This is a genomic window from Ruegeria sp. CI1 (assembly GCF_056536925.1).
Genome location: NZ_JBQFQP010000015.1, coordinates 44,585 through 71,199 on the forward strand (window position 1 = coordinate 44,585; position 26,615 = coordinate 71,199).

25 protein-coding genes are annotated in these 26,615 nt (G+C 57.1%); 9 read left to right on the forward strand and 16 right to left on the reverse strand.

Annotated elements, in window-relative coordinates; all coding sequences use genetic code 11:
* The first annotated feature begins 31 nt into the window (after window positions 1-31).
* Window positions 32-1,432 carry a helix-turn-helix domain-containing protein gene (locus ACR0LZ_RS17110; protein ID WP_480751078.1) on the forward strand — a complete coding sequence of 467 codons (1,401 nt, stop codon included), beginning with the start codon at window positions 32-34 and terminating at the stop codon, window positions 1,430-1,432.
* 67 nt (window positions 1,433-1,499) lie between these two features.
* Here the strand turns inward: ACR0LZ_RS17110 and ACR0LZ_RS17115 are convergent, their stop codons facing one another.
* The 6 genes from ACR0LZ_RS17115 to ACR0LZ_RS17140 form a co-directional block, all read right to left on the reverse strand.
* On the reverse strand, window positions 1,500-1,739 hold the full coding sequence (locus ACR0LZ_RS17115; RefSeq protein WP_480751080.1) for an HP1242/YdcH family protein: 240 nt from the start codon (window positions 1,737-1,739) through the stop codon (window positions 1,500-1,502).
* A gap of 100 nt (window positions 1,740-1,839) precedes the next feature.
* The gene (gene betA / locus ACR0LZ_RS17120) at window positions 1,840-3,498 is read right to left on the reverse strand and encodes a choline dehydrogenase (protein ID WP_480751082.1); all 1,659 of its coding nucleotides are present in this window, start codon (window positions 3,496-3,498) and stop codon (window positions 1,840-1,842) included.
* Between the two features lie 81 nt (window positions 3,499-3,579).
* Window positions 3,580-5,088, reverse strand: coding sequence for a choline-sulfatase (gene betC / locus ACR0LZ_RS17125; protein ID WP_480751083.1), 1,509 nt, complete (start codon window positions 5,086-5,088; stop codon window positions 3,580-3,582).
* A complete protein-coding gene (betI, locus tag ACR0LZ_RS17130; RefSeq protein WP_480751085.1) occupies window positions 5,085-5,657 on the reverse strand; it encodes a choline-binding transcriptional repressor BetI in 573 nt (190 codons plus the stop codon). Before betI ends, betC begins: the two co-directional genes overlap by 4 nt.
* Window positions 5,658-5,759: 102 nt before the next feature.
* On the reverse strand, window positions 5,760-6,668 hold the full coding sequence (locus ACR0LZ_RS17135; RefSeq protein WP_480751086.1) for a DMT family transporter: 909 nt from the start codon (window positions 6,666-6,668) through the stop codon (window positions 5,760-5,762).
* Between the two features lie 39 nt (window positions 6,669-6,707).
* Window positions 6,708-7,307, reverse strand: coding sequence for a LysE/ArgO family amino acid transporter (locus ACR0LZ_RS17140; protein ID WP_480751088.1), 600 nt, complete (start codon window positions 7,305-7,307; stop codon window positions 6,708-6,710).
* A gap of 87 nt (window positions 7,308-7,394) precedes the next feature.
* Here ACR0LZ_RS17140 and ACR0LZ_RS17145 point away from each other — a divergent pair, with 87 nt between their 5' ends.
* Entirely contained in the window at window positions 7,395-8,279 is an 885-nt protein-coding gene (locus ACR0LZ_RS17145) for an ArgP/LysG family DNA-binding transcriptional regulator (protein ID WP_480751089.1), read from the forward strand.
* 41 nt (window positions 8,280-8,320) lie between these two features.
* A complete protein-coding gene (locus ACR0LZ_RS17150; protein WP_480751090.1) occupies window positions 8,321-9,010 on the forward strand; it encodes a nitroreductase family protein in 690 nt (229 codons plus the stop codon).
* An 87-nt stretch (window positions 9,011-9,097) separates the two neighbouring features.
* Here ACR0LZ_RS17150 and ACR0LZ_RS17155 read toward each other — a convergent pair whose 3' ends face one another.
* Window positions 9,098-9,838 carry a YebC/PmpR family DNA-binding transcriptional regulator gene (locus tag ACR0LZ_RS17155; protein WP_480751092.1) on the reverse strand — a complete coding sequence of 247 codons (741 nt, stop codon included), beginning with the start codon at window positions 9,836-9,838 and terminating at the stop codon, window positions 9,098-9,100.
* Between the two features lie 107 nt (window positions 9,839-9,945).
* Here ACR0LZ_RS17155 and ACR0LZ_RS17160 point away from each other — a divergent pair, with 107 nt between their 5' ends.
* The 3 genes from ACR0LZ_RS17160 to ACR0LZ_RS17170 all read left to right on the forward strand — a co-directional run bounded on the left by ACR0LZ_RS17160 (window position 9,946) and on the right by ACR0LZ_RS17170 (window position 14,233).
* Window positions 9,946-11,718 carry an SLC13 family permease gene (locus ACR0LZ_RS17160; protein WP_480751093.1) on the forward strand — a complete coding sequence of 591 codons (1,773 nt, stop codon included), beginning with the start codon at window positions 9,946-9,948 and terminating at the stop codon, window positions 11,716-11,718.
* Between the two features lie 48 nt (window positions 11,719-11,766).
* The gene (locus ACR0LZ_RS17165) at window positions 11,767-12,501 is read left to right on the forward strand and encodes a glutamine amidotransferase (protein ID WP_480751094.1); all 735 of its coding nucleotides are present in this window, start codon (window positions 11,767-11,769) and stop codon (window positions 12,499-12,501) included.
* Window positions 12,502-12,571: 70 nt separating this feature from the next.
* A complete protein-coding gene (locus ACR0LZ_RS17170; RefSeq protein WP_480751095.1) occupies window positions 12,572-14,233 on the forward strand; it encodes an FAD-binding dehydrogenase in 1,662 nt (553 codons plus the stop codon).
* Between the two features lie 145 nt (window positions 14,234-14,378).
* On the opposite strand, the gene ACR0LZ_RS17175 is transcribed toward ACR0LZ_RS17170, so the two are convergent.
* From ACR0LZ_RS17175 to ACR0LZ_RS17185, 3 genes are all read right to left on the reverse strand, one after another.
* On the reverse strand, window positions 14,379-15,125 hold the full coding sequence (locus tag ACR0LZ_RS17175; protein ID WP_480751096.1) for a YbaY family lipoprotein: 747 nt from the start codon (window positions 15,123-15,125) through the stop codon (window positions 14,379-14,381).
* A 105-nt stretch (window positions 15,126-15,230) separates the two neighbouring features.
* The gene (locus ACR0LZ_RS17180) at window positions 15,231-17,009 is read right to left on the reverse strand and encodes an SLC13 family permease (RefSeq protein ID WP_480751097.1); all 1,779 of its coding nucleotides are present in this window, start codon (window positions 17,007-17,009) and stop codon (window positions 15,231-15,233) included.
* A 100-nt stretch (window positions 17,010-17,109) separates the two neighbouring features.
* Window positions 17,110-17,922 carry a TIGR00282 family metallophosphoesterase gene (locus ACR0LZ_RS17185; RefSeq protein ID WP_480751099.1) on the reverse strand — a complete coding sequence of 271 codons (813 nt, stop codon included), beginning with the start codon at window positions 17,920-17,922 and terminating at the stop codon, window positions 17,110-17,112.
* 155 nt (window positions 17,923-18,077) lie between these two features.
* Between ACR0LZ_RS17185 and ACR0LZ_RS17190 the strand changes: the two genes are divergently transcribed.
* Window positions 18,078-18,302 carry a putative hemolysin gene (locus ACR0LZ_RS17190; RefSeq protein WP_480751100.1) on the forward strand — a complete coding sequence of 75 codons (225 nt, stop codon included), beginning with the start codon at window positions 18,078-18,080 and terminating at the stop codon, window positions 18,300-18,302.
* 3 nt (window positions 18,303-18,305) lie between these two features.
* Here the strand turns inward: ACR0LZ_RS17190 and ACR0LZ_RS17195 are convergent, their stop codons facing one another.
* A complete protein-coding gene (locus ACR0LZ_RS17195; protein WP_480751101.1) occupies window positions 18,306-18,863 on the reverse strand; it encodes a 5-formyltetrahydrofolate cyclo-ligase in 558 nt (185 codons plus the stop codon).
* A gap of 10 nt (window positions 18,864-18,873) precedes the next feature.
* Window positions 18,874-20,265 carry a magnesium transporter gene (gene mgtE / locus ACR0LZ_RS17200; protein ID WP_480751102.1) on the reverse strand — a complete coding sequence of 464 codons (1,392 nt, stop codon included), beginning with the start codon at window positions 20,263-20,265 and terminating at the stop codon, window positions 18,874-18,876.
* Between the two features lie 140 nt (window positions 20,266-20,405).
* Between mgtE and guaD the strand changes: the two genes are divergently transcribed.
* Window positions 20,406-21,695, forward strand: coding sequence for a guanine deaminase (gene guaD, locus ACR0LZ_RS17205; RefSeq protein WP_480751103.1), 1,290 nt, complete (start codon window positions 20,406-20,408; stop codon window positions 21,693-21,695).
* 55 nt (window positions 21,696-21,750) lie between these two features.
* Here guaD and ACR0LZ_RS17210 read toward each other — a convergent pair whose 3' ends face one another.
* From ACR0LZ_RS17210 to ACR0LZ_RS17220, 3 genes are all read right to left on the reverse strand, one after another.
* Window positions 21,751-23,085: an 8-oxoguanine deaminase gene (locus tag ACR0LZ_RS17210; protein ID WP_480751105.1), complete on the reverse strand. Its 1,335-nt coding sequence runs from the start codon at window positions 23,083-23,085 to the stop codon at window positions 21,751-21,753.
* 116 nt (window positions 23,086-23,201) lie between these two features.
* Entirely contained in the window at window positions 23,202-23,993 is a 792-nt protein-coding gene (hisN, locus tag ACR0LZ_RS17215; protein WP_480751106.1) for a histidinol-phosphatase, read from the reverse strand.
* A gap of 45 nt (window positions 23,994-24,038) precedes the next feature.
* A complete protein-coding gene (locus ACR0LZ_RS17220) occupies window positions 24,039-24,410 on the reverse strand; it encodes a helix-turn-helix domain-containing protein (protein WP_480751108.1) in 372 nt (123 codons plus the stop codon).
* A gap of 346 nt (window positions 24,411-24,756) precedes the next feature.
* On the opposite strand from ACR0LZ_RS17220, the gene ACR0LZ_RS17225 reads away from it, so the two are divergent.
* Complete coding sequence (locus tag ACR0LZ_RS17225) at window positions 24,757-25,713, forward strand: NADPH:quinone oxidoreductase family protein (RefSeq protein ID WP_480751109.1); 957 nt, start codon at window positions 24,757-24,759, stop codon at window positions 25,711-25,713.
* On the opposite strand, the gene ACR0LZ_RS17230 is transcribed toward ACR0LZ_RS17225, so the two are convergent.
* Entirely contained in the window at window positions 25,714-26,595 is an 882-nt protein-coding gene (locus ACR0LZ_RS17230; RefSeq protein WP_480751111.1) for a LysR family transcriptional regulator, read from the reverse strand.
* Between the last annotated feature and the right edge of the window lie 20 nt (window positions 26,596-26,615).

Sequence of the window (26,615 nt, forward strand, 5' to 3'; positions counted from 1 at the left end):
TTTCGCCAAGTAAATCCGCAAAGGCACCTCGATGGCGACACAAAAACTCTATGCCGGCGCAAAGTTGCGCGAAATCCGCACCCGACTGTCGCTGACGCAAAAGGATTTTGCCTCAAAGCTGGGTGTCTCGCTGCCCTACTTGAACCAGATGGAAAACAACAACCGTCCGATTTCGACGACGGTTGTTCTGGCTTTGGCGCAGGAATTCGGGCTGGATGTAACCGAATTGAGCACTGGCGACAGCGAACGGCTGGTATCCGACATGCGCGAAGCACTTGCGGACCCGATCTTTGCTGACGCAATGCCGCCGCTTGCAGACCTGCGCCTGACAGCTTCAAATGCTCCGGCGCTTGCACGAGCCTTTATCGAATTGCACCGAAACTACCGTCAGACCCATGAGCGGCTAGCCTCGCTTGACGAGGCGCTGGGGCGTGAAGATGCCCGCATACAAGCCAGCCCCTGGGAAGAGGTGCGCGACTTTTTCCACTATTGCGACAACTATATCGACGCGGTCGATCACGCGGCCGAGCACTTTGCCGAACGCGGCGGCGGCACGGGCGGCATTCGAGCCGCTGCGCTGCAAAGCCTCGGCGATCGCGGCATTCATGTAGAGCTTTCCGATATCGAGGCTCTGCGAAGTTATGACACCCAATCGAAAACCCTGCGTCTTTCCTCTCGGTCGGCCCCGCAAACGCAGGTTTTTCAGCTCCTTCTCCAAGTCGCCTTGTTGAGTCAAGACAAACTGTTGGAAGCAACGCTGGACTTTGCACGCTTCCAAAGCGACGAGGCACGCTCCATCGCCAAGATCGGGCTGGCAAATTATTTCGCCGGCGCCGCCCTGATGCCCTATGGAACTTTCCTGGCAGCCGCGCAGGAAGACCGCCACGATCTGGAACTGCTCAGCAACCGCTTCGGCGCATCCATCGAACAAGTTGCCCATCGACTGTCGACCTTGCAACGCCCTGGAGCAAAGGGGATTCCATTTTTCTTTGTTCGTGTGGATCAGGCAGGCACAATAACAAAGCGACACTCGGCCACCCGTCTGCAGTTTGCGCGGTTCGGCGGAGCCTGCCCGCTGTGGAACGTGCATCGCGCTTTTGAAACGCCCGGACATTTCCTGCGCCAATTGGCGGAGACGCCGGATGGGGTGCGCTACATTTCGTTGGCACGAGACATCTCAAAACCCGGTGGTTCGTTTGGCGCGCCGGTTCGACGCTATGCCATCGCACTGGGCTGTGAAGTCAGGCACGCTGACGCTTTGGTTTATGCGGACAACCTCGATATCAACAATGCCAGCGCTTACGAGCCTATTGGGATATCCTGCCGCATCTGCGAGAGAAAATCCTGCCACCAACGCTCGGTTCCACCGCTGGAGCGCCGTCTTACCATCAATACGGATATGCGGGGCACATTGCCATATGAGGTAAATTGACCTTTTACCCCGCCAATTTCAGGTGCAGACGGAGGGGGCCACAGCCCCCGTCACGCCTTTGCGGAATTCAGGCTTTGGACAGAATCCCCCAGATCTGGTCCTTCAAAGCCGCGCGCTTCTTGCGCAGGTCCACCTCTGCCAGTTCTTCCATCGGTTCGATATTGGTTTCAGCGCGATGAACCGCACGATTGATCTCGTGATATTCTTCTGTCAGCTTCGCGAAATGCGCATCCGACTGCTTGAGCTGACTCATCAGATCGACCTTGTCCGGAAACTCTTCGGCCAGTTCGTGAGGCGTATGAGACATCCTGTTCGCTCCTTGTCTTGATGTTTCCATCAACAGCTAGACCGCGCTGCGAAGGCTCTCTTTGACGCCGATCAAATCACCCGGCAATACACATTTTTTCTTAACGTTGCGCCACGTTCCACTGCGGATGAAGCCAAGGTTCGTCATTGGCCCGCGGCAGCGGGCTGCGCCCCAAAAGATGGTCGGATACTTTTTCTCCAACCATGATCGAAGGAGCGTTGAGATTGCCATTGGTGATCTGTGGGAAAATCGAACTGTCCGCTACCCAGAGACCATCGACCCCGATCACCCGGCCCTGTGGGTCGACAACGGCATTGGGATCATCCGCCCGACCCATTCGGCAGGTTCCGCAAGGATGATAGGCGCTTTCCGCGTGTTCCGCGATAAAACCATCAAGTTCCTCGTCTGACTGGACGGCTGCACCCGGCTGGATTTCCTTGCCCGCAAACGGCTGGAACGCTTCTTGTGAAAAGATTTCTCGGGTCAAGCGGATACAGGTGCGAAAATCCTCCCAATCCTCTTCATGGCTCATATAGTTGAAGCGAATGATCGGTGCGTCTTCGACCCGCGCCGAGCGGAGGGTGACGTTGCCACGGGATGGCGACCGCATCGGGCCAACATGAGCCTGGAAGCCGTGGCCTTCGGCGGCGGCCTGCCCATCATAGCGCACGGCAATCGGCAGGAAATGGTACTGGATGTCCGGGTATTTGACGCCGGGTTTCGAGCGGATGAAGGCTGCGCTTTCGAATTGGTTGGACGCGCCCAGACCGGTCTTGGTGAACAGCCACTGCGCGCCGATCGCGCCTTTGCCGATCAGGTTCCAGTATTTGTACAAGGTGACCGGCTGGATGGCCTGCTGTTGAATGTATAGCTCCAGATGGTCCTGCAGGTTGGCGCCCACACCCGGGCGGTCCGCAATGACGTCAATACCGTGTTCGACAAGATGCGCACCCGCGCCGATACCTGACAGCATCAGGAGCTTGGGCGAGTTGATCGAGGAGGCAGCCAAAACAACCTCGCGCCGCGCGCGGATCACTTCCTTTCTACCGCCTCGCAAAATCTCGACGCCTGTCGCCCGACCGTCTTCGATGACGATCCGCGCCGCCAGCCCCCGTACGATATCGCAGTTCGGGCGCTTCAGCGCGGGTTTGAGATAGGCATTGGCTGCCGACCAACGCCGTCCTTTCCAGACGGTCTGTTCCATCGGGCCAAAACCTTCCTGCTTTTCACCGTTGTAGTCGCCGGTCACTTCATAGCCAGCCTGCTGTCCAGCCTCGACAAACGCCTTGAACAGCGGGTTCGACCTCGGTCCGCGCGTCACGTGCAAAGGGCCATCCGTTCCGCGCCAGGTCGGGTCGCCGCCATGGCCGCCATCGTGCCACGTCTCCATCCGTTTGAAATAGGGCAGTACATCCGAATAGGCCCAGCCGTCGGCGCCCATCTCGGACCAGGTGTCGAAATCCATCGCATGACCGCGTACATAGACCATGCCATTGATAGAGGACGACCCACCGATCACCTTGCCGCGCGGACAGGCTAGACGCCGATTGTTCAGTTTCGGCTCGGGTTCCGATTGATACCCCCAATCATAGCGCGACATGTTCATAGGATAGCTGAGCGCCGCCGGCATCTGGATGAACGGCCCCGCATCGGTGCCGCCATATTCAATCACCAAAACCGAAGCCCCGGCCTCGCTCAGTCGATACGCCATCGCGCAACCGGCCGATCCTGCACCGACGATGACAAAATCTGCTTCCATGTTCACGTCTCCTTCGTCCCGCCGGAATGGCAATTGATCGCTATCGGCTCCGTCGGGAGTATTATCAAAAAGATGAAGAGGTTATTCGCCGCGCGGGAAACGCTGGCTTTCCTCAAGGTTGTCCAAATTCATGTGATTCCGCATGTACCGTTCGGATGCCTTCTGAAGCGGCTGATAGTCCCACGGGAAATAGCCGCCTTGCCTGAGCGCCTCATACACCACCCAGCGGCGCGCCTGGCTTGCCCTGACTTCGGTGTCGAAGCGTTCAAGATCCCATCGTGCTTCGGATTTGGCCTTGAGGGTCTGCAAAGTTCCGGCATGGGCCGGTTCATCGGCCAGATTGTTCAACTCATGCGGATCGTTTTCCAGATCGAACAGTTGGTCGGGGTCCAGTGCACAGCGATTGTATTTCCATTTGCCGTAACGCATCGACACCAAAGGCGCATAAGACGCCTCAGCCGCATACTCCATCAAAACCGGCTCGGTTCGATCTGTGCCATTGGCAAGCGGCACGAGGTTGTGACCGTCGGTCCAGGGTGCCAGTTCATCCATATTGACGCCAGCCAGAACACCAAGTGTCGGTGTTACGTCGATGGTCGACACAGGTGTATCAATCAACTCGACAGGCATTCCGGGAGCAGAAATCATCAGCGGAACGCGCGCCGACCCTTCATAGAAGTTCATCTTGAACCACAACCCGCGCTCACCCAGCATGTCGCCGTGGTCGGACACGAAAAGGATGATTGCCTCTTGCCGGGTGGTATCCAACACTTCGAGGATTTCACCGATTTTGTCGTCCAAATACGAGATATTGGCAAAATAGGCCCGACGCGATTTACGAATATCCTCTTCGGAGATTTCAAAGCTGCGCCAGTCGTTTGCATCGAAAATGCGCTTGGCGTGCGGGTCCTGATTGTCATAGCCCAGATCGCTTACCTCGGGCAGCAGATGCTCGCATTCCTCGTAGAGGTCCCAATACTTGCGACGCGCGACATAGGGGTCGTGCGGATGTGTGAAACTTACGGTCACACACCATGGACGGTCGTCGCGGCCCCGCGCCAGATCATAAAGCTTGGTCTTTGCATAGTAGGCGACCTCGTCATCATATTCCATCTGGTTGGTGATTTCGGCCACCCCTGCCCCAGTGACAGACCCCATGTTGTGATACCACCAGTCGATCCTCTCACCCGGCTTGCGATAATCCGGCGTCCAGCCGAAATCGGCCGGATAGATGTCGGTGGTCAACCGCTCCTCGAAACCATGCAACTGATCGGGACCAACGAAATGCATCTTGCCGCTGAGGCAGGTGTAGTAGCCCGCACGGCGCAGATGATGGGCGTAGGTCGGGATAGCACTGCTGAATTCGGCTGCGTTGTCATAGACACCGGTGCGCGAAGGCAATTGCCCCGACATGAAACTCGCCCGTCCCGGAGCGCAGAGCGGCGACGCAGTATAGGCATTGACGAAGCGCGTTGAACGCTCGGCCAGTTTCTTCAGGTTTGGCGCATGCAGCCAGTCGGCGGGACCGTCGGGGAAGAGGGTTCCGTTCAACTGATCCACCATCAGGATCAGAATATTGGGCTTTGTCATTTACCAGCCTCGATAAGGGTGTTGAGAACGCGCAAAGCGTGGTTGACGGCAAGTTCGGGTTGCTCTGGTGCGCTCAGCGCCGCACGGATATACAATCCATCGATCATGGCAATCATGTTCTCAGCGCCTTCTGCGGGGTCCTCCAATAGGGGGCGCAGTGCGTCAACCAGATTGGACCTAATACGCGCCTGGTATATTTGCCAAAGGCGAAGGGCATCATTATTGGTCTGCGCCAGAACATAGAAGGTCATCCAAGCGGCGATTACATCCGGGGTGAAACAAGAAGGAGCGAAACAGGCTCGGATAATTGCCTGGGCACGTTCGGTCTTTGGTGCGCTCTTCAATTCAGATCGCGCTTCTTCGCCAAAATCCGACAGGATACGACGCATGGCGGCCAGAAATATCTGGTCCTTGCCGCCGAAATAGTGGTGCGCCAACGCGCTGGACATTCCTGCACGTTTGGCAATCTGGCTAACCGTCACGTCGAGCGACTTTTTCACGCCAAGCTCGGCGATGGTCGCCTTCACGATCGCGTCGCGTCGGATCGGTTCCATTCCGAGTTTCGGCATGTCGGTCTCCTTCGAGCCAGTGTAATATCCGAAACGCTAAAAGGATTTTATTGACTCGTCAATCAATAACCGATTTTTCACCGGATGCCCTGCTTCAGGCAATCAGAATTTCGTTGCCAAATTTGGCGGAGTAACCGCGCGGCGCAACAAAACGGCTTCGCGCCAAGTCATAAAGCTGACTGCGCCCAATATCAGCGTACCACCTGCGACCACCCATAGATCGACACGTTCACCAAAGGCCAGTGCGCCAAGCAGAGTCGCCCAGATCAACTGCACGAAGGTCACGGGTTGCGTCACCGTGATGGGTGCCGCCTGCATCGCAAGCGTCATGCAATAGTGCCCACCTGTCGCAAAGCAGGCAATCAGAAACAACACCCCCAGATCCTGCCAGCTTGGCGGTGTCCAGACAGAAACGGCAAAGGGAATCAAAGCCACGGTGACCCAGATCGACAAGTGCGCAACGACAACAGACGGGCGAAGATCCTGAACCAGAACCTTCGCGATCAGATAGGACCCGCCCAAAGCGAGTGCCGTACCTAACATGGCCAGATGTCCCTGTGATATTTCGCGAAACCCCGGGCGCAGAATGATCAGAACTCCGATCAATGCGGCTCCTATCGCAACAACACGACGGGCGGCAAGGCGTTCCCGCAAAAACAAGACCGCGCCCAAGGTAACGTAGATCGGCGTGAGATAGTTCATTGCCGTCACCTCTGCCAAAGGGATCTGGGTCATCGCGAAGAACCATAGCATGACGGCAATCGCATGAATCCCGCCACGGATACCGAACAACACCCAGTGTTTTTTGGTCAATCGCGCCGAAAGGATCGCACGCATTGCCGGAAGCAGGAACACTAGCCCCAACAGATAGCGTAAAAATGCTGCCTGAATGGGATGCATGGCGGTTCCCATGGATTTGACCATCGCCGTCATTATCACAAAGGAAAACCCCGCCGACAGCATCCAGAAGATACCGGCAAGGGGGCGGGATTGGGCGGCGATCGTTGTCATGCTAACGGTTCAACATGGAATGGGCACTTGTGCAAGACTTCACATCGCAACCAACTTCCATGCAATCCCAAGCATGGTCAGCCCAATCATGGCGTCCAGATATCGCCAGGAATCCGGGCGCGCAAAGAACGGAGCTATCAAACGCGCCCCGTATCCAAGCGAGAAAAAGAAGGCAAAGCTGGATGTCACCGCGCCCAAGGCAAATCCGAACCGATCATCGTATTGTGCCGATATCGAGCCGATCAGGACCACGGTGTCCAGATAGACATGCGGATTGAGCCATGTGAATGCAAGAACCGTGAACATTGCCCCGCGCAGGCTGGTTCGCTGATGTCTATCCGCCTGCAGCGTTGCGCCGCTTGTCCAGGCCGACCACAGACTGCGTGTGCCATACCAGAACAGAAAAGCTGCTCCGCCATACCGCATGACGGTCTCGAAACTTGGCACAGTTGCAGCCAAGGCCCCAAACCCGGCAACACCCGCAACAATAAGCACGGCATCAGACAACGCACATGTCAGACACAAGGCAAAGACGTGCTCGCGTCGCAAACCCTGACGAAGGATAAATGCGTTTTGTGCGCCAATCGCGAGGATGAGGCTGAAGCCAAGCGCAAAGCCGGAAATGAAAGAGGCGGGCATGGGCACTCCTGTGGACGACCGGAATTGACTAGCCGCGCTTGAACGATCTATCAAATTAAAGATGATAATGCAGATTAAGAATTGCTAATGACTCTCGATGCCGGTCAATTAAATGCTCTCGCAGCGATATTACGATTGGGAAGCTTCGAAGCGGCGGCCGATGAACTGGCGGTAACGTCTTCGGCGATTTCCCAGCGGATCAAGGCGCTGGAAGACAGGATCGGGATACCCTTGGTCCATCGAGGCCCCCCGTGCACGGGAACCGTCGCGGGCTTGAGGCTTGCCAAGCATGCCGAAGACGTCCGACTGCTAGAAGCCAAACTGAACCGGGATCTGTCTTTGGATCAAAGTTTTGGTCCGACATTATTGAAGATCGCTGTCCCCGCCGACAGTCTGGCGACTTGGTTCATCGCTGCAATGGCTGGTGTAGATGACATGCTTTTTGATCTGCTGATCGACGATCAGGATCACTCCGCCGACTGGTTGCGACGAGGAGAAGTTGGTGCAGCGATTACGGTCGGCGGCAAACCTGTGACCGGTTGCGATGCGTACCCGCTGGGAACCTTGCGGTACATAGCGACAGCCAGCCCGGGTTTCGTTCAGCACTGGTTTTCTGGTGGCGTCACGCCAGCAGCACTAGCCAAGGCTCCCTGCATGACTTTCAATCGCAAGGATGGTCTGCAAAAGGCTTGGCTGGCCGCCAATGCTGGCGCCCGGATCAACCCACCATCGCACTTCCTTCCGTCAACGCATGCATTTGTCGAAGCCGCGTGCGCAGGAATTGCTTGGGGTATGAATCCTGAACCCCTTGTTCGGGACCACCTTCGTGCGGGCCGCCTGCTCCCACTTTTGCCCGACACGCCGCTCGACGTGCCTTTGACCTGGCAGGTCAGCCGCATCGTGGCCCCTGCGATCACGCACCTGACCGGCGCGATCAAAACCGCCGCTGCGAGTGGGTTGCAACCCGACTGAACTCGCTGGATAACAGGACCAACAATGTTGGAGTGCATGCCATGTTTTCGCGAAATGCGCTAAGCTATGACCCTATCCCGCTGCCCGACCGAGCCGACTTGGCCGATGTCGAAATGATCACGGCTGCACAGGCGTTCCACGAAGTCATGCGCAAGCGCCATACTGTTCGAGACTACTGCGATCGCCCGGTCCCCCGCAATGTGATTGAAACCTGCATTCGCACCGCAGGGACCGCCCCGTCGGGCGCCAACCACCAACCCTGGCACTTCGCGGCTGTGTCCAATCCTGCCCTAAAACAGCGCATCCGAGAGGAGGCCGAAGAAGAAGAGCGCCGATTCTACGCAGGCACTGCCGGAGATGAATGGATCAAGGCGTTGGAACCGATCGGGACCAACGCGATCAAGGAGCACCTGACCGTTGCCCCGTGGCTGATCGTGGTTTTTGCCCAGCGCTGGGGACAGTTCGAAGATGGAACCCGATACAAAAACTACTACGTGCCGGAAAGCGTCAATATCGCCACAGGTTTCCTGCTGGCCGCGCTGCATCACGCCGGTCTGTCCACGCTGACACACACGCCTAATCCTATGCGGTTCCTGAACGACGCACTTGAACGTCCTGCCTCGGAGAAACCGACGATGATCATCGCCGTGGGGCACCCGGCTGGGAATGCGACAGTCCCCGCAGTGGCCAAGCTGAAAAAGCCACTAGAGGACATCAGCAGCTTTTTTTGACCGCGACACGTCTCAGTTACCCTAAGGAGCGACAACAAAAAAACCCGGCGGAACACGCCGGGCTGTGTGATGGGCCATGACGCAAGATCACAGTTGCGCCATCACCTCATCCGTGGCTTCGAAATTGGTGGTGACGCGCTGCACGTCGTCATCATCCTCCAGCGCATCCACCAACTTCATCAGACGCTGCATGTCATCCAAACCCAACTCCGTGGTTGTGGTGGGCTTCCAGACCAGCTTGGTTGATTCCGATTCACCAAGTGTCTCTTCAAGCGCGCTCGACACCTCGTTCAGATCAGAGTCGGCGCACCAGATGATATGGCCCTCTTCCGAGCTTTCGACATCCTCGGCGCCGGCTTCGATGGCTGCTTCAAAGATGGTATCTGCATCCCCGGCATCCGCAGGATAGACCACTTCGCCCTTGCGTTCGAACATGAAGCCCACCGACCCGGTTTCACCCAGATTGCCGCCATTCTTTGAAAACGTCGAGCGCACATTGGACGCTGTGCGGTTCTTGTTGTCGGTCATCGTCTCGACGATCACCGCGACGCCGTTTGGGCCATAGCCTTCGTAGCGGATTTCTTCATAGCTCTCGGCATCGCCGCCAGAGGCTTTCTTGATGGCCCGTTCAATGTTGTCCTTGGGCATCGACTGGCCCTTGGCCTCTTTCACCGCCAGACGCAGGCGTGGGTTTTTCTCGGGATCGGGATCACCCATTTTGGCAGCGACAGTGATCTCTTTCGACAATTTGGAAAACAGCTTGGACCGAGCGGCGTCCTGGCGCCCCTTGCGGTGCTGAATGTTGGCCCATTTGGAATGGCCGGCCATGTTGCGTCCTCGTCATGATTGCGTATTCGGCGCTCATATAGACGTTTGCGAGGCCAGGGATCAAGAGAGCCGCTTGCAGGTACGTCCGTGCAAGCTAATGTGATCGCATGACGGCTGATCAAATCATTCTTTTCTCACTGTTCATTTCAGTCTTTGGCCTGTTGTTATGGGGGCGATTCAGATATGATCTTGTAGCCTTTGCCGCGCTTATGGTTGGCGTTGTTCTGGGGGTCGTTCCGTTAGACAATGCTTTTTCCGGGTTTGGCCACCCCGCCACGATTGTTGTGGCATTGGTGCTTGTTGTTTCGGCAGGGCTAGTCCGATCGGGGGCAGTTTTCCTGATCACCCGAACTCTGGTGGATGCATCGCGCAGTCTGGGAGTGCATATTGCCTTGATGGGCGGGCTTGGGGCGATCCTGTCGGCCTTCATGAACAATGTTGCGGCGCTGGCGTTGCTGATGCCAGTGGATATCCAGACCTCGCGCAAGGCCGGTCGTTCAGCGGGGATGACGCTGATGCCGCTGAGCTTTGCCACCATTCTTGGTGGCATGGCCACACTGATCGGCACGCCCCCAAATATCATTATCGCATCGATCCGCGGAGAGGCCTTGGGCGATCCATATCACATGTTCGACTTTGCACCTGTCGGCGGGTTGGCGGCAATCGCCGGGTTGATCTTCGTTGCGCTGATCGGTTGGCGGCTGATCCCGGATCGCGGCATGAAGGGGGACACATCAGAAACGCTGGCCGAATATATCGCCGAACTTACCATTCCCGAAGGTTCATCACATATCGGCAAGCGTCTGGCTGAACTGGACGAGGTTGCCGAGAAAACAGACGTGGCCATTCTGGGTTTGATCCGCGACGAAAAAAGGCGTTATGGTCGGGCGGCGAATACCCTGCTCGAGGCTTGCGATACCTTGGTTCTGGAGGCCACGCCTGAGGCTTTGGACGAGTTTCGCTCCGCTGTCAGCCTAGATTTTTCCGATGCGCAAAGACAAAAGGCGCTGACCGCCGCGGGCGAAGGGCTGGAGGTTCTGGAGGTCGTTGTGCCGGAAACTTCTCGTGTCGCAGGACGGACGGCGCAAGGGCTTGGCCTGACATGGCGTCAAAGCACGGTGTTGATGGGGATCTCCCGGCAAGGCCGGAAGATCACCAAGCAGGTGCGCAAAACCGAAATCGAGCCAGGTGATATCCTGCTGTTGCTCTGCCCCCGCGACCATGGCGCGGATGTGACCGAATGGTTGGGTTGCCTGCCCTTGGCGGAACGTGGACTGAACGTAACGGCCAATGAAAAAGCAGGCCTCGCCATTGCGCTGTTCGCGGCTGCGGTTCTGGCCGCTAGCGTCGGTCTGATCTATTTGCCTATTGCTCTGGGACTTGTGGTCATCGCCTATGTCCTGACCAAGATCCTGCCGATTGCACAAATATATGACCACATCGAATGGCCAGTCGTCGTTCTGCTGGGCTCAATGATCCCGCTTGGCGCAGCGCTGGAAACATCAGGCGGCACGGAGCTAATAGCCAATGCGCTGGTGTCGGTCACAAGCGGCATGCCCGCCTGGGTGATCCTGACGGTATTGATGGTTGTCACCATGACGCTGTCAGATGTGCTGAACAACACGGCGACAACAATCGTCGCCGCCCCCGTGGGCATCCAGATGGCGCAAACACTTGGAGTATCGGCCGATCCGTTTCTGATGGCTGTTGCCGTCGCCGCATCGGCTGCTTTTCTGACCCCGATCGGCCACAAGAACAACACTCTGATCCTTGGTCCTGGCGGCTATCACTTTGCCGATTACTGGCGCATGGGGCTGCCGCTGGAGTTGTTGATCGTGGTTGTCTCTATCCCCGCAATCCTTCTGTTCTGGCCGTTGTGAGGGGGCAGCGTATTGCCAAACAGCGCCTGTCCCGGCTAAGGGCACAGCATGAAACGCTTTCTGATCCTGCAACTTCGCCCCGAAACCGATGCAGCGGATGCCGAGTTCGCGTCCATTCTCGACAAATGCGGGCTGCCGCCTGACCGCGCACATCGCATTCGGCTAGATTGTGAGGATCTGCCGGACGGGTTGAACGTACATGACTATGCCGGTGTGATCGTTGGTGGCGGGCCTGGTTGTGTTAGCGACGATCCAGCCAGGAAATCGGCGATGGACGCCCGGATCGAGGCAACGGTCATGGGGTTGATGCCGCAGATCATCGAATCCGATCACCCGTTCATGGGATGCTGCTATGGGCTGGGAATTCTTGCAGCCCATCTGGGCGGTGAGGTCAGCAAAGCGCAATACAGCGAACCGGTCGGTCCTTCGACATGCACCCTTACCCATGATGCAAGCACTGATCCCCTTACTGCGGGTCTCCCCGCTGTCTTTGAAGCGTTTGTCGGCCACAAGGAGGCGGTGCAATCGCTACCTCCGGGTTGCGTGCATCTGGTTGCCTCGGACCCCTGTCCTTTTCAGATGATCCGCTGGGGGCAGAATGTTTATGCCACCCAGTTCCATCCCGAAGCGGATGCAAAAGACTTTGAGCAGCGAATCAACATTTACAAGGATTACGGCTATTTCCCGCCCGAGGATGCAGAGCGCTTGATCGGGATGTGTCACGCTGCCAATGTGACCCAGCCCGGCGTGATCCTGCGACGGTTTGCTGAACGTTTCGGCTGACCTCGCGGCAACTCCCATTGCCTGAGCCAGCGACGCAAAGCTAGGCTATACCCGAGAGGGAGGATACGCCATGGCAACGGACTCGGCGGACGCAATCATCGTCGGAGCTGGATTGGCGGGATTGGCCGCAGCCGCAGAGCTGGGAGATCGAGGCAAGCGGGTGATCCTGCTGGATCAGGAGCCGGAGCATTTTCTGGGTGGGCAGGCCTTCTGGAGCCTCGGAGGCCTATTCATGGTGGACACGCCAGAACAACGCCGCATGGGTATCCGTGACAGCGGCGAGTTGGCGATGCGCGACTGGCTGGGTAGCGCGCAATTCGACCGACCCGAAGATCACTGGCCGCGGATATGGGCCGAAGCTTATGTCGAATTTGCCTCTGGTGAAATGCGCCCCTGGTTGCACGAAATGGGGCTGCGCTGGTTTCCCGTGGTTGGCTGGGCCGAGCGTGGCGGATCATATGCCAATGGTCACGGCAATTCTGTGCCCCGCTTTCACATCACGTGGGGGACCGGACCCGGGACATTGGCCCCATTCATTCGCCGTGTGAACGAACACGCCGCTGCCGGGCGCATAACGTTCCGCTTCCGCCATCAGGTCAGCCAGGTCATCATGGAAAATGGCGCCGCCAAAGGCGTCGCCGGTGAAGTGCTGGCAGATGATACCGCCGAGCGCGGCAAAAAAACCAATCGCGACGAAGTAACGGCGTTCGAGGTTCACGCCCCTTCAGTTGTCGTGACCTCTGGCGGCATTGGCGGTAATTTCGAGATGGTGCGCAAGGCCTGGCCGCGAGACAGGCTGGGCGAACCTCCGCAGAACATGATTGCCGGAGTTCCTTTCCATGTTGATGGCCGCATGATCGGGATCAGCGAACAGGCTGGTGGGCATGTGATCAATGGTGATCGGATGTGGCACTACACCGAAGGCGTCCGCAACTGGAATCCGATCTGGCCCGCACATGGCATCCGCATTCTCCCCGGTCCAAGTTCGATGTGGTTCGACGCGCGGGGCAACCGCCTGCAACCACCCTGCCTGCCAGGGTTTGATACGTTGACCACTTTGCGCACAATCCTAAAAACCGGATTTGAGTACAGCTGGTTTGTCCTGACCCAGAAGGTAATCAAGAAAGAATTCGCCTTGTCCGGGTCCGAGCAGAACCCCGATTTCACATCCGCTAGCTGGAAAGAAGTGATCCGCCAACGCATTCTGTCGGGAGCAAAAGCGACCGGTCCAGTAGAGGCGTTCAAGGATCATGGCGAGGACTTCATAGTGGCCAACTCGCTTTCCGACCTGGTGGTAGGCATGAACAAGTTGGGTGGCAACTTGATCGACGAGGCACATCTGCGTGCCCAGATCGAGGCGCGCGATAGCCAAATGGACAACCCCTTCACCAAGGATGTTCAAATCATGGCCATTCACGCGGCCCGCAACTATCGAGGCGACCGCCTGGTCAGAACGGCCAAACCGCACAAATTTCTCGATCCAGCCAATGGTCCGCTAATTGCGGTCAAATTGCATATTCTCACGCGCAAAACGCTGGGCGGGCTGCAAACCGATCTCGACAGCCGGATGATCAGTGCGGATGGCGCTCCGGTCCCGGGTCTATTCGCTGCGGGCGAGGTCGCCGGGTTCGGCGGCGGCGGTTATCACGGATACAACGCATTGGAAGGCACATTCTTGGGTGGCTGCATCTTTTCCGGCCGCAACGCGGGCCGTTCGACGTCAATCGCATGACACTGGCCCGGAACATTCGCCAGAGCACTGGATCAGTCCCTGTGACTTTCAAGGATGCGGTGACCACACAACGTGATTTTTTGCGAACGAGTTTCCGTGTCTTTCTGACTGCCCTGACGAGTTGAAGTGCAGCTCTCGGAGCAAACTATTTTATTCGTTCAAACCGTAAAACCGGAGCGCCTTGCCCGTCTACCAGTATTAGTTTGTCAGGCTCCACTGAATACCCTTCCACTCGCGGAAGGGTCGCAAGGAACTCCCTTTCCATTTCATCCAGCGGCGGCGGACAGGCCATCAAAGTGGCAGCCATATTGTCTGGAAAGCTCATAGTGCTGGCCGTAATATCCATCTGACCGGAAAACCTGTTGCATCCTCCGTTACCACCGAACTGTCCGCTTTCGCCAAATGCGATCTCGGGCCGTTTGTCGCTATCTATGGATTGCCCATTGATCTCGACCGCCCGCCAGGTGGTGTTTTCGAGCATCGCTCCCGCCTGCCCCGCAACCTGTATCATAATCAGATCAACCGCATCGCCAGCTCCATGGGTCAAAACCGGGTTGGCCGTATCAGTGGTGAACACCAGCCTTCGCCCCTGATACACAGAAGCCCGCACGACATATCGCATTGCCTCATCAATCAAGGCATCGTCGTAGGTCAGCTCAAACGACGCCGGCACGGAGTTCAGCGCGTAACGTTGGGATGCAAGAACTGCCGCAGGAACATCCGCCAACGAAACATCCAGCAGCACAACGTCCAGAACAGCGTCTTGCGGGACCGCGATACGTTCTTTGTAGGTTGCTGTTCCCGTTACTGTCCCGGCCAACGCAATAGAGTGCCCAAGCCACAAAGCTGCAATCCCCGAAAATGCCACCAAGCGAATGATTCGACTGTGCATTGTCCTTAACCCCTTTCGTACAAATCTCTTTCAAGATTGGGATGGGCCGGTCAAATTCAAGTTCGTCCCGCTTCGATCGGCGGCAATGCGCCTTATTAATTCACGTCAAAGCGGCCACAGCAGCGGAATGAGCAGCGACGCCAGCAACCCGACCGTGAGATTGAGCGGCACACCAACCTTCATGAAGTCCATGAACTTATACCCACCCGGCCCATAGACCATCATGTTCGTCTGATATCCGATAGGTGTTGCAAAAGACGCCGATGCAGCAACCATGACCGCCACCACCAAAGGGCGCGGATCCACGCCCACAGCCTGCGCCAACCCAATGGCGATGGGTGTAACGACCACTGCAACGGCGTTGTTGGAAACCAGTTCGGTCAGGATAGAGGTCAGCAGGTAAACCGCCCAGACGATCATGAATGGTGGCAACATGCTCAACACCGGGGCGACGGCATTCACGATCATCTCGACCGCACCTGAACTTTCCAAAGCAGCGCCAATCGCCAGCATGGCGAAGATGAGCGCGAGCAGGCGCCCCTCCACGAAAGAGAACGCCTCATCAGCATCGATGCAACGGGTGGCCAGCACCACCGCGACAGCGAGGACCGACAACAGGAGAATGGGGGCTACACCGAGCGCGGCGAGCAACACGATTCCTAGCAACGCCGAAACTGCAATGGGCGCGTGACTGCGGCGATAGGCACGCGCAGAAGGCTGCGAGACGTCGACCATGTCCATGTCGGCGGCCAGTCGCTGGATATCCGCTGGAGCGCCTTCCAACAGTAGCGTGTCGCCAACCCTGACGATCAGATCGTCCAGTTGGCCACTGATGTTCTGGTTTCGGCGATGCACAGCCAATACGTAAACGCCATAACGACGGCGCAGGCGCATCGCACCCAGGGCGCGCCCGACCATTCTGCATCCTGGCGTGATCAGCACTTCGACCGTCTTGGTCTCGACCGCGGATACCTGATCGACACGCTTGAGTTCCTTGTTGCTTTGCAAGCTCAGCAACTCGGTCATCTGCGTGCGCAAAACAACCCGGTCACCAAGTTGCAAAGTAACACCCTTTAGGTCGCGGCGCAGCGATTCATCCCCCCGGATCACGTCGATAAGCCGCACACCGGGGCGTTTGAACAACTGAACTCCGATCACTTCGCGACCGATCAGATTGCTCTCGGGGGGGATCACCGCCTCGGTGAAGAACTTCATCTTGGAGCGGTCGCTCAGCATCATCGCCATGCTCGTACGCTCGGGCAGCAATCTTGGGCCGATGAAGCGAAGATATACCATCCCGTACGCAACCAGCACCACACCCAGCGGTGTGACTTCGAAAATCGTAAATGGGGGTAATCCCTGCGCCCTTGCCACACCATCGACCAACAGGTTTGTCGACGTGCCAATCAGGGTCAACGTTCCGCCGAGAATGGCGGCATAGCTGAGCGGGATCAGGAGTTTCGAGGCAGAAATGTTCAAAGTTCGGGCAATCTGAACAAAAACCGGGATCATCACCACAACAACCGGCGTGTTCGACACAAAGGCGGATGCGACAACCACAAAAGCTATCAGCAGACCAATTGCAATTCTTGGATTCACCTGCGCCTGTTTTTGCGCTAGCGAGGTAAAAGAATCGAGAGCCCCGGTCCGCACCAAAGCCCCCATGATCAGAAACATGGCTGCAATCGTCCACGGTGCCGGGTTTGCCAGTACCGGCAAGGCCTTTTCATACGGCAAGATGCCGGTAAACAGCATCAACGCGACACCAATGATCGCAACAACCTCAGCTGGCAAAGTTTCACGCAAAAACAACGCAAACATGCCCGCGACGATGGTCAGTGCCAGAACTGCGCTGGCTGTATCTGAAAGCTGTAGGAGATCCATTCCCGGTTTATTGCCCGATCCCTTGCCTAACCAACAGTTTCACGCAATTCCCGTGCTTGGCAAGCCTGTCGTTCTTCTCACGTGCGTTCGTTTTGGTGCACTATGGACCGGCTTGCTGCAATCGCCCGCCAACCCGCACCATGCTGACCGAAATCGCCGAACCAGTGCGGTCGTCTGTTTCCACGAAAAAGCCGGACAGGCTCGCCTCTCCACCAGCAGGTGAAAACCGGGTCTTTGACATACCTGTGATGAATCGGCGCATGGGTTCGGCCTTGTCCATTCCAATGACCGAGTCATAGTCGCCGCACATACCCGCATCGCTTAGGTATCCCGTGCCGCCCTGAAGGATCTGGGCGTCAGCTGTGGGTACGTGGGTATGCGTGCCAACAACAAAACTCGCGCGCCCGTCGCAAAAGTGCCCCATCGCCATCTTCTCCGAAGTCGCCTCGCAATGCATGTCTACGATTACGGCCTGTGCAAGCCCGCCGCGCGGGTGTGATTTGAGCACCGGTTCAATGGCCGAAAATGGATCATCAAAGGCCCGTTTCATGAACACCTGTCCCAGCACCTGCGCCACCAGAACCTTGCGCCCCCCCGGAGCATTGAAGAGCCGATACCCCCGCCCCGGCGCGCCCTTGGCGTAGTTAATGGGCCGGATGATGCGCGGCTCACTTTCAATGAACTGCAACATGTCCTTTTGATCGAATGCATGATCGCCCAGCGTTACACAATCGGCACCCGCCGCCAGCAACAGCTTGGCGTGATCCCCGCTCAACCCCATGCCGCTCGAGGCATTCTCGCCATTGACCACGACGAAATCCAGCCGCCACTCGTCTCGCAAGCGTGGCAGATGCTCTTGCACGGCCGTCCGCCCGGAACGGCCCATGACATCACCAAGGAACAGAATTCTCATGGGTCACTCTCCTACGGCCAGCCGTTGGTGAGAACAAGACGCAAGCGGCCAACCTTTGGGAAATGTTGTTCATCCGCCCGATCGAACATAGTTTATTTCAACAAACAACACGTGCTCTGCCACGCGCGGGTCTCGACCGACAGATTGGGCGTTTCGTGAAACTGTTTACTTTGGCAATCGCGATGACCCTGGCCGCCAGCTACGCTATAGCGCAAACCAAGACTACGATGACAAACCCAGCAGCTACGTTCTGCGTTGAAAACGAAGGCACATTCGAAATACGCAAGAACGCTGATGGCAGCGAACATGGCGTTTGCATCCTACCCAACGGACAAGAAGTCGATGCCTGGGATTATCTGCGCAGCCATTTCGAGAACTGATGTTCAAAATGCCAGGATGCGGCTTTCCGTGACGATCATGTCCAACGGTTGATCCGTGGGTTCAAGCGGCAGGTTTTCAGCCTCCTGTCCATCAAATGCAAACCCGATGGCCAGTGTCGGTCTCTTGGCCCGCAGCCCTTCCAACGTGCGGTCATAGAACCCGCCGCCATACCCCAGACGCCCACCGTGAGCATCGAACGCCACAAGCGGGACGATCAGAATCTCTGGGTCGAAATAATCATCAATTTCAGGCACCTTGGCACCGAATGGACCGTCACGGAGCACACCTTCAGGCACCCACCGCGAAAAGCGCAAAGGTTGACCAGCGGCTTGAATCACCGGAACGCCCACTGGGCCGTAAGCCGCAGCTTCCGCCATAGCGGGAAGCGGGTCGATCTCGGTCCGGATCGGCATGTAACCCGACAAGGGAACGCCGCGATATCCGGCCAAAACCTCTGATAGATGACCGGCAGCGCCGGGTGGTGCGGCTTCAAAGGCCTGCTTGCGACGGGCAAAGGCCGCCTTGCGTGCAACTGCTTTCACTTCGGCCAGGTCGGTCAAGGAATAGTCCTCAGGTCAAAAGCCATGCTGCCAGCCCCAGGAAAGCGAAGAAACCCACAACATCCGTCACCGTTGTCACGAATGTCCCCGAAGCCAGCGCCGGGTCGACCCCGGCTTTTTCGAGAAGCACGGGAATCCCGGTTCCCGCTAGCCCGGCCACGACCAGATTGACCACCATTGCGGCGCAAATCACAAAGCCGAGCATGGGCGAGCCAAACCACGCGTAACAAACGATTCCCATGACCCCTGCAAACACGATCCCGTTGGTCAAACCAACCAGCGCCTCGCGCCTGACCACTCGCCAAAGGTTTGATCCGGTCAGGTCGCGTGTGGCAAGGGCCCGAACCGCCACTGTCAGACTTTGCGTCCCGGCGTTGCCGCCCATCGAGGCCACGATAGGCATCAACACCGCCAAAGCCACAAACTTTGCGATGGTGTCATCAAAGATCGAAATCACGATAGAGGCGACAATCGCAGTAATCAGATTGACCCCCAGCCAAGGCAGACGCTGCTTTGTCGTTTCGACAACCGTGTCGGATAGACTGCCTTCACCCACACCAGCAAGGCGCATCATGTCTTCTTCGTACTCCTCGTCCAGAACAACCATCGCATCGTCTATTGTGATCACACCAACGAGCCGCCCGTCCTGATCGACCACCGGCGCCGAGATCAGATGATACTGATTGAAGGCATAGGCCACATCTTCTTCGTCCAGATCGATGGGGAAGACGTGAAAATCCTCTTCGGCGATGTCACTGAGGTGAACTTCGCGCCGGGTTCCCATCAGCTTGCCCAAGGTCACATAGGCCACCGGCTTGAGGCGGGGATCGACCAAAATGACGTGATAAAAGTCCTCGGGCAATTCCTCGGCAGCACGCATGTGATCGATGGCCTGACCCACTGTCCAATGTTCAGGCGCCATGACCACTTCGCGTTGCATGAGGCGACCGGCGGAGTTCTCCGGATATGACAGCGCCTGTTGCGCGGCGACCCTTTCGGCATCCTCAAGAACACCAAGGATGACTTCCTGTTGCGGTTCCTCAAGATCTTCGAGCAGGTCGACAACATCGTCACTGTCCAGATCGCGCACGGCTTCGGCCAGAACGTCAGGATGCAGGATGCCTATGACTTCTTCGCGAACGCCCTCTTCGAGTTCCGAGAGAATCTCGCCATCGAATTCACGGTCGTAGAGGCGGATTAACTGTGCGCGATCGTCGGAATCGATCTGCTCCAAAAGGTCAGCGATATCCGCCGCATAAAGCGGCTCCATCAACGCGACGAGAGCATCGCGGTCGCCAGCCTCTACTGCATCAAGAATATCCGCGACAACCTTGCGGTCCAATGCATAGGCGTCGTCGTCCCGGGGCTGGTCGGTATCGACCTGATCGTTGCCAGTGGTCATGAACTGCCCCTTCACTTTCGCGATTGACCCCTAATTAGAAGAAGCTGCTACCGGAAAACAATGACAATAGCGCAATTTACCCACATCTTTGCCGCTTCTATGCTGTGCGTCGGTTCCAACAAAGTGGAGATCGACTGGACATGACGCAGAAAACACTGCTGCAAGGTCGCGTGTTAAGCTTTACTGCCTCACCTTTCGAGGGTGAGCCAACTGACGCCGTGCGCGTCAGCGAAGCCGTACTGATATCAAACGGCATAATCGAAACCGTTGGGTCCGCGCGATCCTTGCAAGAGGCCAACCCCGATGCCAAGTGCATAGACCATGGGGACCGGATCATTATGGCGGGTTTTATCGATCCTCATGTTCACTATCCCCAGACCGCGATGATCGCCAGCTGGGGAAAGCGGCTGATCGACTGGCTGAACACCTACACCTTTCCCGAAGAAATGAAATTCGCCTCTACCGAATACGCCGCCGAAATCGCGGCGCGGTATCTGGATCTTACTGCGGCGCACGGAACCACGACCATGTGCAGTTTCTGCACAATCCACCCTGAAAGCGTCGATGCATTTTTCGCCGAGGCGCAGAAGCGCAAGCAAAAAGTAGTTGCGGGAAAGACCTGTATGGATCGCAACGCCCCCGAAGGTCTGCGGGACACCGCCCAAACCGCCTATGACCAATCCAAGTCGCTGTTGCAGAAGTGGCATGGGGTCGATCGCATTTCTTATGCCATCACACCGCGGTTCTCTCCGACCTCGACACCGGAACAGCTGGAAGCGATGGGTGCGCTTTGGGCGGAGAACCCCGAATGCCTGATGCAAACGCACCTGAGCGAGCAAACAGACGAGATCGAATGGGTCATGTCGCTGTTTCCGGACGCGCGCGACTATCTGGACACTTATGAGCGCTTCGGCCTTCTGGGCAAAAGGGGGCTTTATGGTCACGTGATCCATCTGGAACCGCGGGAACGCGACCGGCTGCGCGAGGTGGACGCGGCCCTGATTCACTGTCCGACCTCAAACACCTTCATCGGGTCCGGCCTGTTCGATATGGCCGGTTTGATGCAGGACGGGCACAGAATTGGCCTTGCTACGGATACCGGTGGAGGGTCTAGCTTTTCGATGCTGCGCACGATGGCCGCGACCTATGAAATCGGGCAACTGCGCGGCACGCCTCTGCACCCGGCACAACTGTTGTGGTTGGGGACAGTCGGATCCGCCAGAACCCTGCGCATGGACGATAGTATCGGCAATATCGCACATGGGATGGACGCAGATTTGGTGGTTCTCGACCTGGCATCGACCCCGGCCATTGCGCAACGCGTCGCCGTCGCGGACGACTTGTGGGAGGCAATCTTCCCAACCATCATGATGGGCGACGACCGCGCCATCGCCGAAGTCTGGATCAGCGGTCAGCGCGTGGCCAAATGATGTTGGCGCGCGCCATTGGGCGTGCAACTGTTATTCATGAAGGCAGCATCAGGGTTCAGTCTTGCAGCGCAAGTGCCAGCTGGTTCTGACGCTCGATCACCACCGGCAAATCGACCGTAGTGACCTGCCCATCACTCACAATCTGACGCCCTTCGACAAACAGGTGTTTTACTGTGGTCGGCCCGGCCAGAAGCAGTGCCGCCGGGTCCCAGCTACCCGCACTTTCGACACAGCGCACGTCCCAGACTGCGATGTCGGCACGTTTGCCAGGTGCGATACGCCCGCAATCCGGGCGATTCAACACATCCGCTCCGCCCCGCGTCGCGATTTCCAGCGCTTCGCGCGCCGACATCGCATCGGCCCCGCGCGCCACCCGCTGCAACAGCATCGCCTGGCGCGCTTCGGCCATCAGATTGCCGCAGTCATTGGATGCCGCCCCGTCAACGCCCAACCCGATAGTGACCCCTCTGTCCCGCATCTCGCGCACCGGGGCGATCCCCGAGCCAAGACGACAGTTTGAGCAAGGACAATGAGCGACACCGGTTCGACTGCCAGCGAAGAGATCAATTTCCTGTCCGTCCAGCTTGACGCAATGGGCATGCCATACATCCGAACCTGTCCAGCCTAGGTCTTCGGCATATTGTCCGGGGCGACACCCGAACTGTGACAGAGAATACGCAATATCTTCGTCGTTTTCTGCCAGATGGGTATGCAGCATGACGCCCTTGTCCCGCGCCAAATCAGCGGTATGACGCATCAGATCACGACTGACCGAAAACGGAGAACACGGGGCCAGCCCGACATGACACATGGAACCCTCGGAGGGATCGTGAAATGCATCGACCACACGTATCATGTCGTCAAGAATGTCTGCTTCGTTTTCCACCAACTGATCCGGCGGTAATCCGCCATCGCTTTCACCAATGCTCATCGCTCCACGTGTCGGGTGAAACCGTAGTCCGATTTCAGCCGCAGCTGCGATCGTGTCATCCAAGCGCGCGCCATTGGGGTAGAGATAGAGGTGGTCGGAACTGAGTGTACAACCCGACAACGCCAATTCAGCGAGACCAATCTGAGCCGACACGAACATCTCGTCCGGGCCGAACCGGGACCAGATTGGATAGAGCGTCTGTAGCCAGCCAAACAGCAGCGCGTCCTGCCCTTTTGGCACGGCGCGGGTCAATGTTTGATAAAGATGGTGATGCGTATTCACTAGTCCCGGCGTCACCACACAACCTGCCAGATCGTGAATTTCGCCATCAGACTTCAGATCATGCCCAATTTCAGCGATCTGGCCGTCCCGAATTATGACGTCGGAATTTGATAATTCGCGCCGTTCGTCATCCATTGTCAGGATGGTGTCGGCATTCTTCAACAGGATTTCGTTCATGTTTCACACTCCTGCAACCGCCCGTTTCGTGCAAGGAGTGTTGGGACCGGCGGAAAACGGACTCAAGAACCGGTCAGCGTCTGACTATACTGTCAACCGCCGCTTTTCAAGTTTGTTCAGAACCGGCGAAGGATATCCAGCGCTTCCGCATGAATCTCAGGATTTGCCGCCGCCAAGGCTCGTCCACCCTGATGAGCCGGGCCGCCCTGCCAATCAGTCACTACACCACCAGCCGATCGGATAACGGCAATGGGAGCCTGGATGTCGTAAGCATTCAGACCAGCCTCGATCACCAAATCCACCTGACCTGCAGCGAGTAGCGCATAGGCATAACAATCCATTCCGAACCGCGTCAGTTTTACCTGCTCGGCAACGGCCCGAAATGCAGCACCCTCTTCCGGTGTCCCAACTTCTGGAAACGTGGTGAACAACACCGCATCCTTCAATGCGACGGGTGTTCGTGTTTGCAGCCGGGTTTCGCCGTGCGGACCACGAACATACGCCGCATCATGCGTTCCGACGAATCGCTCGCCGATATAGGGCTGGTCAATGACGCCAAGAAAAGGGCCATCGTTGTTGGACAGGGCAATCAGCACGCCCCAAGTTGGTGTTCCGCTGATAAACCCCCGAGTTCCGTCTATCGGGTCCAAAACCCACATCCGACCATTGGCACTTGCCGTCTTGCCGAATTCTTCCCCCCAAACCCCATCTTCGGGACGGTGCCTGGCCAACACATCGCGCATGGCTTGTTCCGCAGCATGATCCGCAACGGTAACCGGATCGTAACCGGCATGCAGCTTGTTTTGAGTTTCCAATATAGGCTGCCGGAAATATGGCAGAATGGCCGCCCGGGCAGCATCCGCCAGCATTTCGGCAACTTCTAGATCGCTGAACTGGGTACGTTCCATAACACACCCGTGCGGCTAGCAATCAGAAGAGTCAAGACCTTTGGATTAGGCTACATCGCTCAGCACACGCGCTAGTTCAAACAGGCGGCGACGCTGGTTTTCTGGAATTGCGTAATATGAGCGGACCAGATCCAATGCTTCTTTGTCACCCATAAGGTCCGCAGGAACCTTTTGCTTTTGCGGCGTGTCCTTGTGCGACTCGTCAAGGCCTTCGAAGAAGAAACTCACAGGCACTTCCAGCGCCTCCGCGATGTCCCAAAGGCGTGACGCACTGATCCGGTTTGCGCCGGTCTCGTATTTCTGGATTTGTTGAAACTTGATTCCAACCTGCTCCGCCAACTGCTGCTGTGTCATTCCGATCAGCCAACGGCGGTGCCGCACACGCTTGCCGACATGGACATCGACGGGATGGGTCATGGGTTCTCTCCTCTGTTACACTGACAACTGTCCGGGTACTCGCGCCTTAGGCCTTGACCCCCAAACTAGCGGGTGGCCTTTTAAGAACTCCCTAATTCCGAATATGCACCCCGAACTGCACTATCACTATATATCGCGAATTTCGCGCCTCATTTCAAGAAGGTTGAATCAAGACCCCGCAACACAGGTTTGTGGTTGTGAGTATGATGCAAACAAATGTCAACTTCTGAGTAGAGATTACCCTAAAGAAAACACCGGGGAGTTGTTGCCCATTCCACGTTTCGCTATGCGTTCAAGAACCGAAAACCGAGCCATTGCCACAGGCTCCGAGAAAGGACACATCTTGATGCTCGCATACAACGTGACCACTATGGGAGCCTCTGCCGAGCTTGTGAACACCCCAAAGCCAGAGCCGGAGCAGGGTCAGGTCAGAGTCGCCATTCGAGCCTGCGGTCTAAACTTTGCAGACCTACTGATGCAGCAGGGAAGCTATCAAGATACGCCTGCCGTGCCTTTTACACTTGGAATGGAAATATCCGGGATTGTCGACAAAGTCGGAACAAATGTGACCGACTTGAAGCCAGGAGACCGAATCGCTGTCTACTCGGGTCAAGGGGGATTGGCAGAGTTTGGAACTTTCGATGCTGAACGGGCGATTAGGCTCCCGGACTCGATGAGCTTTGAGGACGCTGCTGCAATACAAATTGCGTATGGCACCAGCCACATTGCGCTAAGTCATCGTGCCATGTTGCAACCCGGCGAAACTTTGCTGGTTACCGGTGCCGCCGGAGGCGTAGGGCTAACAGCGGTCGAAATCGGCAAGTTGATGGGGGCCAGGGTAATCGCTCAGGCGCGAGGTCCAGACAAGCTGGCAGTTGCCCAAGCCGCCGGTGCGGACCACCTGATCGACGCGTCAGAAGACCTGCGAGAGCGGGTCAAGACTCTGGGTGGGGCCGATGTCGTTTATGACGCCATCGGCGGAGATGTATTCAAAGCCGCCTTCAGGGCCACAAATCCCGAAGGGCGCTTGCTGCCCATCGGTTTTGCCGGTGGCAACGTGCCACAGATTTCAGCCAATCACTTGCTGGTCAAAAACCTTACGGTCATCGGCGTTTACATTGGCGGGTATCTGAAATTCCGCCCCGAAGTTGTACGAAACAGCTTTGAAACCCTGTTCCGGTGGCATGGCGAAGAAAAAATCAAACCACATATCAGTCACGTACTGCCGCTGGAACGGGTTGCCGAGGGAATGACGCTTTTGAAAGAACGCAAATCGACCGGCAAGGTGGTGATTACGCCATAATCAACCGGCGACGGCCTTGAGTTGTGGCCCACCGATCATCCGGAAATTCTGGCGCACCAACTCCGCCAGCGCTTCGACAATCGCACCCCGACCACTTTCGCCACCGTAGAGATTTATCCGGTGGGCTGGCAGTTCGGGCAAAGCCCTCCCCGAGTCGATCTGCTCCAGATGCGCGGCTTCGGTTCCATCCAGCATCGCATGCACTGCGAGATCCGCGCTTACGGTTGCTTCAATTGTGCGGTCGTTTTCAGTTTCGACAGCAAGTTCCCACGGAATCCCGGCCTCATCCAAGGCAGAGATTACCTGCGGGCGGAACATGCACCGCCGCCCCAATGCCAACCTAAGCGGCCGCTTGCGCCATGCGGATCCTCCAGGCGCGCCGATCCAGCGAAGCGGCAGTTCAGCGACCGTCTCGGCCCCTTCCCCATTCGATGCTTCGGTGGTCAGGATCAAATCGCATTCGCCCTTGCCGAACATGTCCTTGAGTTGCAGCGAATAAGACGACACCAGTTGCACCTTCACACGCGGAAAATCGGCATTGAACCGCTGCAATACCCTTGGGATCGCCGGGTAAACTATGTCATGCGGAACCCCCAGAACCACTTCGCCCTCAAATGCCTGATCGGTCAGTTTCCCAATCAATTCGTCATTGAGCGCCACCATCCGGCGGGCATAGGCCAGCAGCTGTTCACCGGATGCCGTCAACGCGATGGTGCGTCCGCTGCGGTCGAGCAATTCCTGACCCAATAACTCTTCCAGTCGTTTCAACTGCATGGAGACAGCAGATTGCGTGAGATGCAGGAATCCCGCTGCGCGAGTCACACCGCCATGATCCGCAACCGCCACAAAGGAACGCAATGTGGTGATGTCCAAGTTTCTCATTATCACAATCCTTGATGTGA